The sequence below is a fragment of the Ignavibacteria bacterium genome, from assembly GCA_016873845.1.
Classification (GTDB): domain Bacteria; phylum Bacteroidota; class Ignavibacteria; order Ch128b; family Ch128b; genus JAHJVF01.
Window position 1 is genome coordinate 1 of sequence record VGVX01000011.1, and the last position, 18,677, is coordinate 18,677.

18 protein-coding genes are annotated in these 18,677 nt (G+C 34.7%); all 18 read left to right on the plus strand.

Features of this window, described 5'->3' with window-relative positions; translation table 11 throughout:
* Nucleotides 1-214 precede the first annotated feature (214 nt).
* The 18 genes from FJ213_04165 (at nt 215) to FJ213_04250 (ending at nt 18,664) form a co-directional block, all read left to right on the plus strand.
* A complete protein-coding gene (locus tag FJ213_04165; GenBank protein MBM4175352.1) occupies nt 215-2,284 on the plus strand; it encodes an ammonia-forming cytochrome c nitrite reductase subunit c552 in 2,070 nt (689 codons plus the stop codon).
* A 300-nt stretch (nt 2,285-2,584) separates the two neighbouring features.
* The gene (gene miaB / locus FJ213_04170) at nt 2,585-3,904 is read left to right on the plus strand and encodes a tRNA (N6-isopentenyl adenosine(37)-C2)-methylthiotransferase MiaB (protein MBM4175353.1); all 1,320 of its coding nucleotides are present in this window, start codon (nt 2,585-2,587) and stop codon (nt 3,902-3,904) included.
* Nucleotides 3,905-3,947: 43 nt separating this feature from the next.
* Entirely contained in the window at nt 3,948-4,661 is a 714-nt protein-coding gene (locus tag FJ213_04175) for an SPOR domain-containing protein (protein ID MBM4175354.1), read from the plus strand.
* Nucleotides 4,662-4,823: 162 nt separating this feature from the next.
* The gene (locus FJ213_04180) at nt 4,824-5,924 is read left to right on the plus strand and encodes a sigma-54-dependent Fis family transcriptional regulator (protein MBM4175355.1); all 1,101 of its coding nucleotides are present in this window, start codon (nt 4,824-4,826) and stop codon (nt 5,922-5,924) included.
* Nucleotides 5,925-5,928: 4 nt separating this feature from the next.
* Complete coding sequence (locus FJ213_04185) at nt 5,929-6,441, plus strand: hypothetical protein (GenBank protein MBM4175356.1); 513 nt, start codon at nt 5,929-5,931, stop codon at nt 6,439-6,441.
* 24 nt (nt 6,442-6,465) lie between these two features.
* Entirely contained in the window at nt 6,466-7,926 is a 1,461-nt protein-coding gene (locus FJ213_04190; GenBank protein MBM4175357.1) for a glycosyltransferase, read from the plus strand.
* Nucleotides 7,923-8,633 (plus strand): hypothetical protein, encoded by a 711-nt coding sequence (locus FJ213_04195; GenBank protein MBM4175358.1) that lies wholly within the window; start codon nt 7,923-7,925, stop codon nt 8,631-8,633. The genes FJ213_04190 and FJ213_04195 overlap by 4 nt, the downstream gene beginning before the upstream one ends.
* A gap of 22 nt (nt 8,634-8,655) precedes the next feature.
* The gene (locus FJ213_04200; protein MBM4175359.1) at nt 8,656-9,228 is read left to right on the plus strand and encodes a DNA-3-methyladenine glycosylase; all 573 of its coding nucleotides are present in this window, start codon (nt 8,656-8,658) and stop codon (nt 9,226-9,228) included.
* A gap of 6 nt (nt 9,229-9,234) precedes the next feature.
* Entirely contained in the window at nt 9,235-10,242 is a 1,008-nt protein-coding gene (locus FJ213_04205) for a glycosyltransferase family 9 protein (GenBank protein MBM4175360.1), read from the plus strand.
* Nucleotides 10,243-10,255: 13 nt separating this feature from the next.
* Nucleotides 10,256-11,029, plus strand: coding sequence for a DUF3108 domain-containing protein (locus FJ213_04210; GenBank protein MBM4175361.1), 774 nt, complete (start codon nt 10,256-10,258; stop codon nt 11,027-11,029).
* Nucleotide 11,030: 1 nt separating this feature from the next.
* The gene (locus FJ213_04215; protein MBM4175362.1) at nt 11,031-11,975 is read left to right on the plus strand and encodes a hypothetical protein; all 945 of its coding nucleotides are present in this window, start codon (nt 11,031-11,033) and stop codon (nt 11,973-11,975) included.
* A gap of 83 nt (nt 11,976-12,058) precedes the next feature.
* Entirely contained in the window at nt 12,059-12,997 is a 939-nt protein-coding gene (locus FJ213_04220; protein ID MBM4175363.1) for a CPBP family intramembrane metalloprotease, read from the plus strand.
* A complete protein-coding gene (locus tag FJ213_04225) occupies nt 12,981-13,343 on the plus strand; it encodes a hypothetical protein (GenBank protein MBM4175364.1) in 363 nt (120 codons plus the stop codon). The genes FJ213_04220 and FJ213_04225 overlap by 17 nt, the downstream gene beginning before the upstream one ends.
* 5 nt (nt 13,344-13,348) lie before the next feature.
* A complete protein-coding gene (locus FJ213_04230; protein MBM4175365.1) occupies nt 13,349-14,179 on the plus strand; it encodes a phosphatidate cytidylyltransferase in 831 nt (276 codons plus the stop codon).
* Complete coding sequence (gene rimO, locus FJ213_04235; GenBank protein MBM4175366.1) at nt 14,166-15,482, plus strand: 30S ribosomal protein S12 methylthiotransferase RimO; 1,317 nt, start codon at nt 14,166-14,168, stop codon at nt 15,480-15,482. Before FJ213_04230 ends, rimO begins: the two co-directional genes overlap by 14 nt.
* Nucleotides 15,479-16,762, plus strand: a complete 1,284-nt coding sequence (locus FJ213_04240) for a GWxTD domain-containing protein (GenBank protein ID MBM4175367.1) — start codon at nt 15,479-15,481, stop codon at nt 16,760-16,762. The genes rimO and FJ213_04240 overlap by 4 nt, the downstream gene beginning before the upstream one ends.
* 20 nt (nt 16,763-16,782) lie before the next feature.
* Nucleotides 16,783-17,745, plus strand: a complete 963-nt coding sequence (locus FJ213_04245) for a carbohydrate kinase family protein (GenBank protein ID MBM4175368.1) — start codon at nt 16,783-16,785, stop codon at nt 17,743-17,745.
* The gene (locus tag FJ213_04250; protein ID MBM4175369.1) at nt 17,723-18,664 is read left to right on the plus strand and encodes a 1-phosphofructokinase family hexose kinase; all 942 of its coding nucleotides are present in this window, start codon (nt 17,723-17,725) and stop codon (nt 18,662-18,664) included. The genes FJ213_04245 and FJ213_04250 overlap by 23 nt, the downstream gene beginning before the upstream one ends.
* Nucleotides 18,665-18,677: the final 13 nt, after the last annotated feature.

Genomic DNA, 18,677 nt, shown 5'->3' on the forward strand with positions numbered 1-18,677 from the left:
GTGAATAGTTCGATTTACAAATAATTGATTTTCGCGGTTTTGAGAAAAATTTCTACCATCTGAGATAGAATCTCTCAATTTTGAGAAAATTTCAAAATTTTATTCAAAAAAAATGATTTAATAACACATTTTTAGTTACTTGTATAGGAACAATTTTTGCTCTTTACACGCCGTAAGTTTAATAATATTTATTAACAAACCTTGGAGAGGATTCATGAAGTTTCTAACTACTTCAATTCTACTGGTATTATTTGTCGGTTTTTCTTTCGCTCAAACTGCGAATATTGAAATCGAAGCAATGACACCAGAGAAATTGCACCACTATGGTTATACAACAAAATCGGTTTCATCCGGATTAAATGTTGTACCAAACGGTACTTATGTATATCTAAATGCTGAAAATTTAGGAAGTACCGAACCATTCCTTCCTATTTGGGAAGTTCAATCCGCCCCAACTGGCGCATCGGTAACTTTTACGTATCCAAGCGCAAATGCGGCTTATTTTATGCCGTCGGTTCGCGGGGCTTATGTGATTAAATTAACTGTTGTTTCTGGCGGAAAATCTGACGATACAACTGTTACAATTTATTCGGCCAACTATGTTGGTACAGGGAAATTTGACGATGTTCCTGCATCATATCCAAACTGTATGTCTTGTCACGGTGCATCGCCCAAATTCACTGCTATCTTTGATAAGTGGAAAGAATCTGGTCATGCGACTATGTTCAAGGAAGGCATTTCAGGCCTCAAAGGTTCATATTATGGTTCTGGCTGCTTTAAGTGTCACACTGTTGGTTATGATCACGATGTAGCATCATCAAATAATGGTTTTGATGATGTGGCAAAAACAGAAGGTTGGACTTGGGTCAGTCCGCCTAATGCAAAAAAGTGGGATACACTAAAAACATCATATCCTAAATTAGTTGCTTTTGCAAGTATAGGTTGTGAAAATTGTCACGGACCAGGGAGTGAGCATGCATCAAGCGGTGATGTTAAAAAAATTGCTATTTCCTTAAATTCAGGTTCGTGCGGTCAATGTCATGATGAACCATGGAGACATAACAGATACGCTCAATGGGAAAACTCTCTTCATTCTCATGCAGTATGGTCAGGCTCATTTGCTCAAGGTGCATCATCACAAAATAATAATTTAGGAAACTGCATCAGATGCCATGATGGTCAAGGATTCGTTAATTTCACAAAGGGTAAAACAACGAATACTACCGGATGGACCGAAGCCCGTCATACTAAATTAGGGTGTCCTACTTGTCACGATCCGCACAGTGGTCATTTGCGCGAAGCACCAACAGTAGCAGATACTTTGGCAAACGGTTTTAAATATACTGTTGGCGGTAAAGGAATGCTCTGTATGAATTGTCACAAAGCTCGTAGAGAAGCAAAATCCTATGCAGTAAGTTCAGTAAGTTCTTCGCATTGGGGACCACACTACTCTGTTGAGTCAGATGTATTATTAGGTCAAAATGCTGCAGAATTTGGGACTCCGTTCATAAGTGGAAATCATAAAAATGCTGTAAGAGACGGATGCGTCCAATGTCATATGGTTGCTACTGTTGATACAGGTAATGTAAATAGAGACAAAGTCGGTCAGCATTCATTTAGATTATTGAATGAAGCAACTGGATATGAACACGTTGAATCTTGTAAAGAGTGCCACGGCTCAAACATTTCTAGTTTCAAAGACTTTATTGCAGCAGCTGATTTTGATGGTAATGGTTTAATTGAAGATGTTCAATCTGAAGTAAAAGGTTTACTGAAGAAGTTGAAAAAAGCTTTACCACCCGTTGGCAGTGAAGAAGTTGATTGGACTAAAGTAAGAGATTACAAAGGGGCTGATTCACTTAATATGAGAAAAGCCTATTATAACTATAAAATAATGGTTGATGATAATAGTTATGGTATGCACAATGCTAAATTCTCAATTGATGTCTTGAGAAAATCAGTCGCGATACTGACCGGCGTCGAATTTGAAGACAATAATATTCCAGCTAAATTTGATCTTAGTCAAAATTATCCTAATCCATTCAATCCATCGACTGAGATTAAATTCTCAGTTGCAAAATCAGAGAATATAAAAGTCTCAGTATATGATGCGGTTGGCAGATTAGTAAAAGTGTTAGTTAATGATATGCTCTCTCCTGGTAATTATAAAGTGACCTGGAATGGAGAAAATTCAAACGGATCTAAAGTTGTGAGCGGAATCTACTTCTATCGATTTGAATCCTCCTCCTTCGAAGCAACAAAGAAAATGGTGCTATTGAAATAAACTCCATTCCAGATTTTATTCTGCCTCTCGTGGCAGCATTTAGTAAGTCCCGCCAAAAGCGGGACTTTTTTTTTGGTAAGTTTAAATTGAATCATGAAGACTGATTATTTCTTTTGCATGATGAGAGCTTCAAGGTTGTCACTACAAAAACCCGATTTCAAAGTTTCCATCTTTTTGAGTCATAAGCAACTTGCTGAAAGATGGAAGCTTTATTCGCATCTGCTTTCAATACTGCATTGAGTTCATTGTTCTAATGAATTATATTGAACTCGAAATTTTACTATAATCATTGAGATTTTATTGGATAAACAAAACATTTATATAGAAACCTATGGCTGCCAGATGAATTTGGCAGATACCGAAATCGTTCAAGGTGTGCTGAATTCAACAGGATACAAGTTCACGAATGATATTTCGCAAGCTGATGTTGTGCTTGTGAATACTTGCGCAATCCGTGAGCATGCTGAAGAAAGAATTTACGGCAGACTTGGCGAATTCAGGCATCAAAAAAAGGAAAACCCGAATTTAATTGTTGGAGTTCTTGGCTGCATGGCAGAACGTCTGCGTAAACAATTAATAGAGGAAGAAAAGGTTGTTGACCTGATCGTTGGTCCGGATGAATATCGGCGAGTTCCAGAGCTCATTGAAAATGCTTTCGTAGGTGAAAAAGGAATTGCAGTTAGGTTAAGTAAGACAGAAACTTACGACGACATCATCCCTTACCGTGAAGAAGGAATTTCTGCATGGATTTCGGTAATGCGCGGCTGTGATAAGTTTTGCACATTCTGTGTTGTGCCATTCACTCGCGGCAGAGAAAGAAGCCGCTCACTTGAAAGTATTGTTGAAGAAGTCCGCCTGCTAAGTGAAAGAGGTTTTAAAGAAATTAATCTTCTTGGCCAAAATGTAAATTCATATCAAGATGATAGTTTTGATTTTGCAGATCTACTTTACGCTGTAAGTAAAGTCGATAAACAAATGCGTGTTAGGTTTACTACGTCACATCCGCAGGATTTTTCGGATAAACTTGTTCGGACGATTGCTGAGAATGAAAACATCTGCAATTACATTCATCTTCCCGTTCAGTCCGGTTCGAATCGAATTTTACAATTGATGAACAGAACCTACACAGTTAAGCATTTTCTCAAACTTGTGGAGAAAGCAAGAATTGAAATTCCAAGCGTAAGCTTTTCAACTGATATCATAACTGGATTTCCAACAGAGACCGATGATGATCATCAGATGACAATGGATTTGATGAAAGAAGTCCAATTCGATGGAGCTTTCATGTTCAAATATTCAGCAAGAGAAAACACAAAGGCATGGAATTTAGGCGATGATGTTGCCGAAGAAATAAAAAGTATAAGATTGAGAGAAATAATCGAACAGCAGCAAAAGATTTCGTATGAGATAAATCAAACTCTGATTGGAAAAACTTTTGAAATTCTAATCGAAGATTTAAGTAAGAAGTCGGAAGATTTCTACATGGGCAGAACTGACACAAACAAAATTGTTATCGTGCCAAAAGGGGATTTACGAATCGGAGATTACTGTCTCGTAAAAATTGAAAGAGCAAACTCAGCAACCTTATTTACTTCTGATGGGATTAAAATCGAAAAGTGAATTAGTAATTGAAATAATTTTGAAATTATTTATTTGAAGAATTATGAATTTTAAATACATCACAACTCTTTTTTTGTTTTTTCTTTTATTGACCCACTCTTACGGTCAAAGAGAAGTTGATATCACAAAATATCTCGATCAAGTCGCGAGTGGAGAATCTGAAGCGGTAAGAAGAATTTTGCCATCGTTAATGAAAAACAATCCGCAATCGACTTTCTTGAAATATCTTCAAGCTGTTTTAACACAAGATGGACGTCAAGCAGCATCGTTATATAGGGAAATTGTTCATTCAAAGTCGAGTTCAGAATATAAAGATGATGCAATCTTCAAATTGTATCAGTTTCATTATGCACTTGGAGAATTCAACGAATCGGATAAATATGCACGAATGATCTTAGACTCCTATCCGTCATCTTCCTATGTAGTAAGACTGAAGAGAACAGAAACAGTTAATCGGCAAATACCTGCCACTCAACAGAGTGAAACGAGAACTCAATCTATCGAACTTACTCAACCGGTATTATCTGGAAATTTTACTCTTCAAGTCGGTGCGTTCCTCGATAGAAACAATGCGGAGAGCTTACGAATGCAAGTAATGAAATACGGGGAATCTTGGATTAACCAGCGTGAGGTTAAGGGGAAAATTTTCCATACAGTTCTCCTGGGAAAATTTACTGACGAAGTTCAAGCAAATATTTTATTAGAAAGAATTAAATCGGAACTAAGCTTGAACGGAGTTGTGTTAAGATTGCAGTAGCTCGATCGGTATTTTACCCTCAGAACAAAATTTCAGAAACTTTAACTAAAATTAATTAATTTTGTGTGCATCCTTGTGTGATTAAGGATTTTAAATAAAGTTGTGTAGTTTGACACATTAATTGTCAAATTTACTTTAGTATTTTATATAGTTAGAATATTAATGAATCATCAAGAGTTTCAAGATAAATTTGGATTATTCTATCGCTCGCAGTTGATGCGTGAAGTCGTTGAAGTCATCCAGCAAGTATCTGCGACTGACATAACAGTGCTCATTCAAGGGGAGAGTGGAACGGGCAAAGAGTTAGTGGCAAAGGCGATTCACGGACTAAGTAAAAGATCATCCAATAAATTATTGAGTGTAAACTGTGGAGCGATTCCAGAAGGCATCATAGAAAGTGAATTGTTTGGACATCAAAAAGGAGCTTTCACTGGTGCTATCGAATCAAGAAAAGGATATTTCGAACTTGCAGACGAGGGAAGCTTATTTTTAGATGAAATTGGTGAATTGCCAACTTCGGTGCAAGTTAAATTTCTTCGTGTGTTAGAGACAAAAGAAATTTTGCGTATCGGTGCAGAAACAGTCTCGAAGGTCGATGTCAGATTCATAACTGCAACAAATAAAGATTTGAATTTTGAAGTTTCGAAGAAAAAATTTCGTGAGGATTTATTTTACAGGCTACGAAGTGTAATGATCGAAATTCCTCCACTCAGAAAAAGAAAAGAAGATATACCTCTTCTTGCAAACAAATTTCTTGCTGATTTTTGCATGCGAAATAAAATTGAACAGATTCGAATTGATGATCAAGCATACGATTTCTTAATAGAGTATCATTGGCCTGGAAACGTTCGAGAGCTAAAAAATGCAATTGAGTCTGCTTCTGCTCTTAATAAAACCGGAATTTTGAAATCCGAAGATTTTGGAAAAAACTTTGTTGTATCGTTAAACGAAATGCCTCATCGAAATCTTCCTATCCATTTAAACAAATCTGCCGATGAAGCAGAACGTGGATTGATCTTAAGTGCACTAATAGAAATAAAAAAAGATCTTGTCGATCTGAAAAATGCAATTATTAATGACGGAAATGAAGTACAGTCGCAAAATAATCCGGTTTCTATTAAAGAAGTTCAGAAAGAAGCGATTAAGAATGCATTGATCAAAACTCACTACAACAAGAAAAAAGCTGCTTCTATGCTGAATATCAGTTTGAGAACTTTGTATCGCAAAATTAAAGAATATGGATTAAGTTTGAGAGAAGATTAACAGAATGAAATTATTAAAAATATTTTTTCCAATACTTTTTTCTGTGATAATTACTGGTTGTGCTGGTTGCCCATATTCATTTACCGGCGCATCACTACCGCCTGAGATGAAAACAATTGCAATACCAATATTCGAAGATTTAAGCGGCTTCGGAGAAGCTGGTCTGCGTGAAAAAATTACGGAGGAACTCAGACGAAAATTCACTGATGATAATACACTAAAAATTAGTGATAGAAAAATTGCGGACACAATTTTGGATGGTGCCATATTAAGCGTTCGCGACGAACCATCAGTGATTACCGGCACTGAGCGTGTCAGTACGCGAAGAGTAACGGTATCTGTTAAAGCAAGTTTTACGGATTTAAAAGCAAGAAAAAAAATCTGGGAAAAGAATTTTTCTCAGTGGGGTGATTATGATGCTACATCAGGGGGCATTGTAAGCCGTCAAATAGGATTTCAAACAGCAATTGAAAAACTTACAGAAGATATTTTAATTGCCACAGTTTCAGATTGGTAAAAATTTAAAGGACAATTTGTGTTTATCGAAGATATTATCTTAACTATTTATTTGTTTTCGTTGTCGTTGCTTTTTATTTATAGCATGCACGGATTTATTATGGTTTATTATAACGACAAGTATGGAAAGGTTTTGTTCACTCCAAAAGGAGATTATGAGGAACTGCCAACTGTAACAATTCAGCTTCCTCTGTTCAACGAAATTTATGTCGTGCAAAGATTGATGGACAGCGTTTGTGAAATCGAGTATCCAAAAGATAAGCTCGAAATACAAATCTTAGATGATTCAACTGACGATACATCAGAATATTTGAAAGAATTAATCGAAGAAAAAAAGAATTTAGGATTTAACGTAACGTACTACCATCGTACAAATCGACAAGGATTCAAAGCTGGTGCATTAAAAGAAGGACTTGAAAAAACCGATTCAGAATTTATAGCAATATTTGACGCAGATTTTGTTCCGAAAAAGGATTTCCTAAATAAAACAATTCCTTATTTTACCGATTCTAAAGTTGGCATGGTACAGACTCGTTGGGAACATTTGAATGCCGAGTTTTCACTTTTAACGCGTGCTCAGGCTCTCGCATTGGACGGGCATTTTGTAATTGAACAAAATGTAAGGAATAAATCGGGCTTCTTTATAAATTTCAATGGAACTGGTGGAGTATGGAGAAAGTCTTGTATCATTGATGCAGGGAATTGGGAAGCAGATACTTTAACCGAAGATTTGGATTTGAGTTATCGTGCACAATTAAGAGGCTGGCAATTTATTTTCTTAAATGATTTCACCTCTCCGGCAGAACTCCCAAGTGAAATAAATGCCTTGAAGAATCAACAATTCCGGTGGACGAAGGGAGCAATTGAAACTTGCAAAAAAATTCTTCCTGTTGTTTGGAGGTCAAAAATTCCTCTTCGAATAAAACTTCAATCAACTTTTCACCTCACAAACAATTTTGTTTTTCCATTCATTGTGATTGCAGGAATACTAAACGTTCCTCTTGTATATTTAAAAAATTCTGGTAACTACGATGAGTATTTTGCTTTCATGTCTATATTTGTTCTTGCATTTGTAAGTTCGTTTTTATTTTACATGTACTCACAGAAAATCGTTTATCCGGATTGGAAAAGGAAAATTTATTTATTCCCAGTTTTCATGGCAGGAAGTATGGGTTTTGCTCTTAATAACACACGTGCAGTTTTGGAAGGTTTAGTAAACAAAAAAAGTGAATTTGTGAGAACTCCCAAATATCAAGTGGTCGACAAAAAAGACACTTGGACAAGAAAGAAATATGCTACTAAAAAAATACATTTAGCCGTTGTTTTTGAAGTACTATTCGCTCTGTGGATGTTGTTCGGGATTGGTCTGGCAGCATATTACGTTGAAATTGCTGCTATTCCTTTTATGGCAATGTACTGTATGGGTTACACAATAATTTCTTTGCTTTCAATTAGACACGCATTAGCCAGCAAGTCTGCAGGATGAAAGTTTCAAGTGAACTTGATCTCAATCGTATTGAAGAACTGGTTTACATCAGTCCAAATTCTCCTCTATTCGCCCGCCAGGCATTCTCACTCGCAGATAAGGGAAAAATTAATGAAGCGATAAAGATTTGTGAAACCGGATTACAAAAGTATAGGTTTTACATTTCTGGGTATATAATCCTTGCAAAACTGTTTTTTGAAAAGAAAGATTACAAATCTGCATTCGTTGCTCTTAAGAATGCTTTAACAATTGCTCCAAATTGTCCTGCCGCGATTGAATGTCTCATTGAATGGAAGGAAAAACTTGATGAAAAAAGTAATCTTCCAAGTGAGCTAGACTCAGTTGATAAAAACTTGAATCAAAAAAAATTTCTGAATTCAACGCCTCATGTAATTGAAAAAATTGATATTCAAAATAAAATTAAAATTAAAGATGAATTAGAAAGAATCTTAGAAAAATTTGAGAAATCAAATTCGCTTGTTATTAAAGCAGATCCTACTTTCAATATGATATACGAACCTCCGCCTCACAAAGAAGTTATTGCAACCGAGACGCTTTGTGCAGTTTATTTAAGTCAAGGTCTTTACAAAGAAGCAGTCTCTGTTTTAGAAAGACTTCAAGAGAAGGATCCATCGAAAAAAGGAGAATACACGGCAAAAATTCAAGCACTGAAAGAAAAATTAGAAATTTCAAAATCCATTTCTTAGTATTTTGACTAATTATAAACCTATCGATAATTCATTTTTCAAACATTCAACTAAAAATCTTGCAATTGAGTTGTTGGGTAAATATTTAGTATGTAAAATTGATAGAAATATATTAATCGGAAAAATAGTTGAAACAGAAGCATATCTTGATAATAATGATCTCGCTTCTCACTCAGCTGTTGGCAAGACAAAGCGAAATGAAGTTATGTTTGAAGAAGCTGGGAGAGCTTATGTCTATTTCACTTATGGTATGCATTACTGCTTCAATGTTGTTTCTGGGTTAAAAGGAAAAGGATCAGCCGTACTAATTCGTGCGCTCGAGCCCTTGCATGGAATTGATTACATGATGAAAAATCGAAGAATCAAAAATTTAAGTAATCTTACAAATGGACCGGCAAAACTGTGTGAAGCATTTTCTATTGATAAAACTGTCAATGGTCTCGACTTAAGGGTATCAAAAATATTATATATTTCCAATGGTGATTGTCCGGAATTTGAAATTGTCAAAACTGCGAGAATTGGAATTAAGAAATCTGCAGAAAAATTATTACGCTTTTATATTAAAGGGAATAAATTTGTATCAAAAGCTAGATGAGGCAATTTGAAATTTCTAATTATTAGAACTGACCGAATTGGAGATACAGTGCTCACATTGCCGATGGCAGTTTATTTAAAAAATAAATTCGAAAATTCTGAAATTATTTTTCTTTGCAGAAATTACACTAAAGGTGTTGTTAAGCTGTGCGGTTCGATTGATAAGATAATCACAATCGATAAGCAAAACTTTATTGACACGATTAGTCTTTTAGCCAAAGAAAAAATTGATATTGCTATTCATGTCAATCCGAGACTTAAAACCGCAATAATTGTTTGGCTGGCTGGAGTAAAGAAAATCGTTGGGACGAAGTTTCGAGCGTATTCATTCTTATTTAATCAAAGAGTTCCGCTGCATAGAAAATTTAATGTTAAACATGAAATGGAGTATAATTTTGATCTTCTCGCTGGAATCAATTTGAATGATTCTATTAATTTATATGATGTAGATTTCGGTATACGAACTGATGAGAATAGTAAACGATCAACAATCAATAAGCTCTCGGCTCAAGGCATAGATTTATCGAAAAAGAGTGTAATATTACACTTAGGAAGCGGTGGCTCGGCAATTGATTGGAGTAAGAAAAATTTTCTTGAATTAGCTATCATGATTTTAGAAAAATATAATTGCAATATAATTCTTACTGGCTCAAGCGAAGAATTTGAAATGCTTCAGGATCAATTTGTTAAATTGAAAAATAAAGTATTTAATCTTGCTGGAACATTAAACTTGGAGCAACTGTTCAATCTGCTAACTATGGCAGTTGTATTTATTGGAAATTCAACCGGCCCAACACATCTGGCAGCGGCTGCTGGAACGAACGTGATCGCATTCTATCCTAAAATCCCATCATGCTCTGCTTTAAGATGGGGTCCGGTAACAAAAAAAAGGACTATCCTTGAACCGAGCATCGACTGCAACGATTGTGATGAAAATAAGTGTAAAGAATTAAACTGTATGGAGTCTATCACTGCTCAAGAAGTTTTTGAAAAGGTTAAAACATTTTTAGTATAATTGTGAGAACGATATGAAAATTAAAATATTTATACTTTTTGCTGCGATGTTTCTTGTAGCTTTTACATCAGCAGATGAATTCAGAAAAGTGGAAAACAAAGCTTTTGGAGTGGGGGAAAAATTAACATTTAATGTGAATTATAGTTTTGCAACAGTTGGAATTGCTTCATTCTCAATTCCTGAAATTAAAACTTTCAGTAAAAGAAAATGTTACAGAATAAAGTTTGAAGTGAACACGGTTCCAAGTTTCGATCTCTTTTTTAAAGTCAGAGATTTATATGAATCGTACTTAGACGTGGAAGGAATTTTTCCGTGGAGATTTGAGCAGCATATTAGAGAAGGAAAATTTTCCCGTGACTTCAGTGCTTTCTTTGATCAACGAAAAAACAAAGCGAAAACAACTGAAGGTGAATACGATATTCCAAAATATGTTCATGATATAGTATCAGCATTTTACTATGTCCGCACAATGGATTTAAGCAAAATGAAAAAAGGGGAGAGATTTAATCTTAAGAATTTTTACCGAAACAAAACTCATGAACTCGATGTCATTTATCACGGAAGAGAAACTGTTGAAGTCCCGGCAGGAAAATTTGATTGTCTAATTGTTGAACCGTTGGTAAAAGAAGGAGGTTTATTTAAACATGAAGGAAATATTTTAATTTGGTTAACCAACGATGAAGCAAAAGTTCCTGTTAAAGTTAGAACAAAAATTATTATTGGTTATGTTGAGAGTGAATTGACAAATTACGAAAACATAAAAGCACCACTAAAATCAAAGCAATAATATGTCAAAATATAAAACCGCCGACCTTTCGAAAGTAAAAACATACTCAATTAAGAAACGAAGGAGTAAAGTAGATATCGCATCTCTCTCGAAGGTATTTAATCCGAAGTCGGAAGAATTTAAAAGTTTTCTGTTAAGTCTTCCCAATTATCTCGTAGTAAGTGAACTGAATGATTTCGCAAATGCAATAGTTAAAGCAAAAAAGAAAAATAAACCAGTAGTATTCATGCTTGGTGCACATGTTATCAAAGTTGGACTTAATCCGCTTATAATTGATTTAATGAAACAAAAATTTGTGACAGCTATTGCAATGAATAGTGCTGCAGCTATTCATGATGTAGAACTTTCTTTATTCGGTAAAACATCCGAAGATGTCGATGCGGGAATCACAGACGGTTCTTTTGGTATGGCAAAAGAAACAGGTGAATTCATTAACCTAACTCTTGAGAAATATAAATTTGCAAACATCGGATATGGTGAAGCATTAGCAATTGAGTTGGCAGCTAAAAAGGCAAAGTATTTGAAACACAGTATAATTTATAATGCTTACAACTTGAATTTACCGATTACAGTGCACGCTGCAATCGGAACCGACATAACTCATCAGCAGCCAAATGTTGATGGCGGTGCAATCGGTGTGTTAAGTTATTTTGATTTTAAAATATTGTGCGATGTTATTTCAAAAATTGGTAACGGCGGAGTAGTTGCAAACATCGGTTCAAATGTTATAATGCCTGAAGTATTTTTAAAAGCATTAACTGTAGCAAGAAATCTTGGTAATAAAGTTTTTAATTTTTCTGCAGCTAACTTCGATTTTATACAACACTATAGACCGCGAGTGAATGTTGTTCAACGGCCCACTCAAGATGGCGGAAGAGGTTTTCAATTTACGGGTCATCATGAAATTATGATCCCGCTTCTTTGTGCTATTATAAAATCGAATTAGATTTTTATTTAATCGAAGTTTTTTTATTTCGCACCTTCATTTTCTTCTCGATATTTGTATTTTTGAAGTAAAGATGATTGGCAATGATTCAATTTGAAAGAAAATTAGATAAGTATACGATCTCACCTATTGCAGCTGGATTTTTAGTTTTGATAGTCGCATTTTTTCTCTATCAAGTTATTGGCGGAGCTTTAACTTTACTTTTCGCTGGAAGTGAAGTTACGACTGAGAATGCCGGCATGATCAGACTTCTTACTTCCATCAGTCAAATCTTATTCCTTCTTGTAGTGAGTATTTTATTTGCAAGGTTGATTTACGATGATTTTAATTCGGTATTCAAAATTTCCAAACCTGATTGGAAAGAACTAGTAATTTCATTCATCGGTTTAATATTAATCATATCAGCAAGCCAGTCATACTTATTTTTACAGACGAATTTTATAAAATATTTATCGACACAGAACGAATCTTTAAAATCTTTTTTTGATGCACTAAATAATTTCAACTCAGTAGTTGAAGAGTCGTATATAAAAATCATAAAGTCTAACAATGGATTCGATTATGCTTCGATAGTACTTAGCATCGCTCTCGTACCTGCATTCTGCGAAGAATTTCTGTTCAGAGGATTTGTTCAATCGAGCTTCGAACAAAAAATGAAACCGATTTGGGCAATCATTTTAACCGGTGTTCTGTTTGGAATTTTTCATTTTAATCCTTACGCACTTCTACCTTTGATTGCATTAGGTGCATACTTTTCTTACTTGGTCTATATAACACAAAGTATTTTTATTCCTGTGTTCCTTCACTTTCTAAATAATTTTATTACCGTCACAGTTTATTACTTTACACAATCAGATGAAATCTTAAAGACTCAAGCGGAAGTTGATTTATCAAATACTCTTCTGCTCGCAAGTTTTTTCTCTATGATTTTTTTATTTATATTAACTATAGTAATATTGAATAAGATGATAAAGATTAAAATTCTAAAACAGCGGGAGTTAGATAATGCACATTTGTCCTGAATGCGGATATGAATACAAAGATTCAGTTACAAGATGTCCGGATTGTGACGTTCAACTTATTACTAAAAAACAAAAAGAAGAAAAAGAAAAACGTTACAAAAATTGGGAAGTTGTTTATACGGCCGATACGAATTATGAAGCAGAGATGATCAAATCTAATCTGTTAAGTGCTGGAATCGAATGTGTTATTCTCAACCAAAAGGATAGAAGTTTCCAAGTAAGCGGCGATCTTGGAATTGTTAAAATCATGGTGCCAATGGATAAAGTTAGCGAAGCTCTCGTTCTTATAGAAAATTCAGATTCGTATGATGATGACGACGATATTGAAGAAGAACTTGGGCGCTAATCCGCATGAGTTTTGGAAATGTTGTAGCCAGAGTTACAGTTGCTCTAATAACTATTCCATTCCTTCTCGGAATTAGTTATTTAGGCGGATGGTTTTTCTTTTCTCTAGTTGCTGCAATAACAATTCTTTCACTTTACGAATTTTATAAGCTAACCGAAAAAAAAACTGCTTTACCAAATTATTTTTTGGGTATAACTTTTTCGATCTGCACATTGTTGCTTTTTTTTTACCAACGCAGTGACCAGTTTATTTCATTAATTTTTATTTTCATCGTTCTATCTTCCTTTTTTGAATTATTTAAAAAGGAAAACAATTCCATTTCAAATTTGAGTGTTACAATTTTCGGAGCAATTTTTATAAGTTTTTTCTTTTCAACGTTAATCGGGATACGTGAACTTTTTTCTAATTATGGTTCGATGTATTATTCACGAGGGGGATTGGTAGTAATTACAATATTAGCGGCAATCTGGATTTGCGATTCGGCTGCATATTTTGGCGGAACTGCGATCGGAAAACGGAGATTGTTGGAGAGAATCAGTCCTAAAAAAAGTTGGGAAGGAGCAATTTTTGGATTTGTATTTGCAATTCTTACAGTAATCGCTGCTAAGTTTTTAATTTTGGATTTTTTCAATTGGTCAGATGTTCTATTTATCGGTCTAATTGTTGGAACAATCGGGCAAATGGGGGATTTAGTTGAATCTATGATCAAACGTAATGCCGGTGTTAAAGATTCTTCAAATCTAATTCCTGGTCATGGCGGAGTGTATGATAGATTTGATAGTTTGCTTTTTGTTTCTCCGTTCATATATTTTTACTTAGTATATGTCTACGGTTAAAAAGAAAATCAGAAATAGGGCTAAAGTTAATTTAATTTCTCTTGGATGCAGTAAAAATTTAGTTGATTCCGAAGTTTTACTTCGGCAGTTCGAAGCAAATAATCTGAAAATAGTCGATGAACCTGCCGAATCAGAAATTATTGTGATAAATACGTGTGGTTTTATTCAAGATGCGAAAGATGAATCGCTGCAGACAATTCTTGAAGCCGCAAAGCTCAAAGAATCGGGGCAGCTTCAAAAACTGTTAGTTATGGGATGTCTTTCGCAAAGATATTCGGAGGAATTAAAAAAAGAGATTCCTGAAGTTGATGGCTTTTTCGGTGTGACTGATTATAATTCTGTCTTAAAGGAGATAGGAGTTAATTTTAAGTATGATTTAATTGGTGAAAGAAAACTTACTACACCATCGCATTTTGCTTATCTCAAAATTTCTGAAGGGTGCGATAATCCCTGCTCCTTCTGTGCAATTCCTTTAATGAGGGGTGTGCATAAATCAAAACCACAAGCCAAAATAATTTCTGAGGCTGAACATTTAGCCAATCAAGGTGTTAAGGAACTAATCTTAATTGGTCAGGATACAACTTCATATGGACTCGATATTTCGGGAAAAAGAGAGATTGCGAAGCTTTTGCAATCTCTTTGTATGATAAATGGCATTGATTGGATAAGACTGATGTATGCTTATCCGACCCAATTTCCATTGGATGTTTTAGATATAATTGCCAACGAAGAAAAAATTTGTAAATATATCGATTTGCCGGTTCAGCATATTTCCGATGAGATTTTAAAATCGATGAGAAGAGGTATTTCAAAACGAAAAACTTACGAGCTGCTTGAAACAATTAAAAATAAAATTCCTAATCTTGCACTAAGAACAACATTAATTACGGGTTATCCGACTGAATCTGAAAAATGTTTTAATGAGTTGGTCGAATTTATTAATCAAATTAGATTTGATAGACTCGGGGTATTCACCTATTCAAGGGAAGAAGATACTACAGCATTTGAACTTGGAGATCCGATACCAGATTCAACCAAGAGAGAAAGAAGAGATCTTATTATGGAGCTTCAAAGAGATATTTCACTGTCAAAAAATCGTCTATTGGAAAATAGTATTGTGAATGTCATTGTGGATGAAAAAATCAATTCAGATATTATCGCGAGAACTGAAAAAGATGCTCCGGAAATTGATAATGAAGTAATTATTACGAGCAGTGATAATAATATAGATATCGGTGAGTTTTACAGTGTTGAAGTCACCGATTCAACCGAATATGAATTATATGGTGAAATAGTAAAATGAAAAAAGTGTTAGTGTATTTATTATTTTTTATCGTACCTGCAATTTCTTTGTCACAAGTGGAAAATGTTTCGAGACTTGCAGTTCGAACCGTTAATCCATTTTTCTATTATAACGCATTAAATTTTATTGATGAAGATTCTTCGTTAACACGTATTGATCTGTATATCCAAGTTCCGTATACACAATTAACATTTATAAAAGATGGTAATTCATTCCAATCAATTTACGAAATAAGTGCTGGCATTTACGATCAAAACGACAAGATCATTACAGAAAAAATTTGGAGTGAGAGGATAACACTCGCGTCTTATTCCGAGTCAATTTCACGCGGCGGGAGTAATATCAGCTTGAGATCATTCCGACTGCAGCCCGGTACTTACAAAATCAAGATTTACATGGAAGATCGTGAATCAAAGCGAAATGCAACCGCAAATGCAGAATTAAATGTTAGAGATTTTAGGACTTACAGTTTCTCAGTAAGCGATATTCTACTGGTTAAAGATTATTCAGAAATTGCGGGCACAAGAAGAATTATTCCAAATATTACTAACAATATTGTCTTCAGCGATAGCGGCTTTTATATTTTCTGGGAATTTTATAAACAATCAGAGGATTCGCTATATAATGTAAATTGTAAAATCAAGAATCAGGATGGACAGGTGATACTGGATTTTGATACTCCATACAAATTTCTGACAAATAAAAATCCGGTGTTTTTAAAAATTCAAAAACAAGATTTCAAACTCGGCGAATATGTTGTAACCGTCTCGGCAATTTCGAATAATTCGAATGAAGGTCCTTATAATGTTTCCAAAAAAATATTTTCGAGATGGATTGGCGTTCCCAAAAGCGTAGTCGACTTAAACAAAGCAATCGAACAGATGATATACATCACTTCACGGGAGAATATTGAAAATATGTTGAGTATTAAAGAGGAGCCAGAAAGATTTAACATATTCATGGATTTTTGGAAATCAAAAGATCCTACTCCTTCTACTGCTGATAATGAATTGATGGATGAGTACTATGGAAGAATTGATTATTCAACAAAAAATTTTTCTAATTATATGGAAGGATGGAAAACTGACATGGGAATGGTGTTCGTTATTCTGGGCCCGCCGAATAATGTTGACCGTTATCCATTCAATTATGATACCCCAGCACATGAAGTTTGGGAATATTATAATCTAAACAGAAAATTTGTTTTTGTTGATTACAGCGGTTTTGGTGATTATCGCTTGTTGAATCGCGATTATTCAGAATGGTTTAAATACAGATAGAAATTCTTTTCTTGAAGAGGATGTCCGCATATAGATCAGATATAATTGTATTAGGGACAATTGTATTCGACATTTTTGTACCTGAAGTAAGCGCTTTTCCCAAAAAAGGAAGTGCGGTTGCTATGAGTGATTTTCCGACAAGCATTGGTGGGTGCGGAGTTAATTCCGCAATTGTTCTCTCACAGCTTGGAGCAAAAGTTTCACTTATTGGGAGTTCCGGAAAAGATATTTTCGGTAAATATATTTTAGAGGAATTAAGTAAGTGTAATGTCGATTCATCCATGCTGAATGTTGATGAAAAATTTCCAACCTCAACGTCAATTTTGTTCATCGATAAAAAGGGGGAACGAAGTTATTTGCATAGTTCGGGTGCTAATAAAAAAATTATAATTAATGACGATGTACTAGCTGGAATTTCATCTGCAAAAATTTTTCATATCGGCGGTGCTTTGCTTATTCCCGGTTTTGACGGTAAATTAATGTCCAATACTCTTAAATGGGCGAAGAAGAATAAAACTCTAACTTCTGTTGATCTCGGATGGGATACATCTAATAAATGGATGAAAAAATTGAATTCTTCTCTTCCATCCATCGATATTCTAATGCTGAATGATGCTGAGCTAAAAGCTTTAACCAAAAAAAGAAATTTAGAAACCGCAGTGAATTTTCTACATACTCTTGGGCCAAAAGTAATTGTCATCAAGCTTGGGAAAAAAGGTGCTTTCGTTTCAAAAGATCTTTTAAAAGTTCATGTCCCAGCAATTAATGTTAAGGCAATTGATTCGACGGCTGCCGGTGATAGTTTTGCCGCCGGATTTTTATTCTCAATTCTTAAAGGTGGAAATTTAATTGACAGCGTTAAGCTTGGCAACACGCTTGGTGCATTAGCTGTTCAAAAATATGGTTCGCTTTCAACAGGAGTAATTTTTTCTAAAGTTTTGAATTTTGCAAAGCAGAATTATGATTTTAACGGTCTCGCTTAATCCTCTTCTCGAAAAAACTTTTTTTTATGATAAAGTTAATTACAACGATGTAAACAGGGCATCTTCAATTTTGTTGAGTGCGGGGGGAAAAGGAATTAATGTCTCGCGTCAGTTGAATCACCTTAGAGTTGATAATTTGGCAACTGGTTTTCTTGGCGGAGAGAATGGGAAAAGAATAAAAAGTATTCTTCATAAAGAAAACATTAAAAATTCATTCCATCGGATAAAATCAGAGACGAGGGAGGGGATTGTAATAGTTGACAGCAATAATGTACATACATCTTTCTTTGAACCTGATCCCTTTATTTCTAAAATCGAAGTTGATGAGTTTATCGGAAAGACAAAAAAGTCAATACTTAACTCCGAGATGATAATTATTTCTGGAAGTGCTCCAGAAAATCCGAACGGTGAAGATTGCTCAAGAATTTTTGCGGAATTAATTGCATTTGGAAATGAACTCGATAAATTTACGATTGTAGATACTTATGGAAAAAAGTTAAATCAGATCTATTCAAATCCTCCATTGGTAGCTCATGCAAATATTAAGGAAGTGGAGACTTCTTTAGGAATATCCATTTCAAATGAAGATGACATGATCAACTTTCTGAAATCTGATGTGATCGGCGGAATTAAAATTTATTTCTTAACCAATGGTGAGCAGCCATTTTTTGCTGTTAATCAAAAATATATTTATCGAATTGAACCATTGGAAGTCAATACTCTTAATTCAACCGGATCTGGTGATGCGTTTATGGCTGGATTAATTTTTGGGCTTCATCACAATCAACCGTTTGAAGATATATTGAGATTCGCGACCGTCTGCGGCTCGCTTAATGCGTCTATGATGGAAGTTTGTCGAGTACCTCTGGATGAGATAATGAGAGAACTTAATCAGGTTCAGATACAAAAATTGAATTGAGTGTTTTTAACAA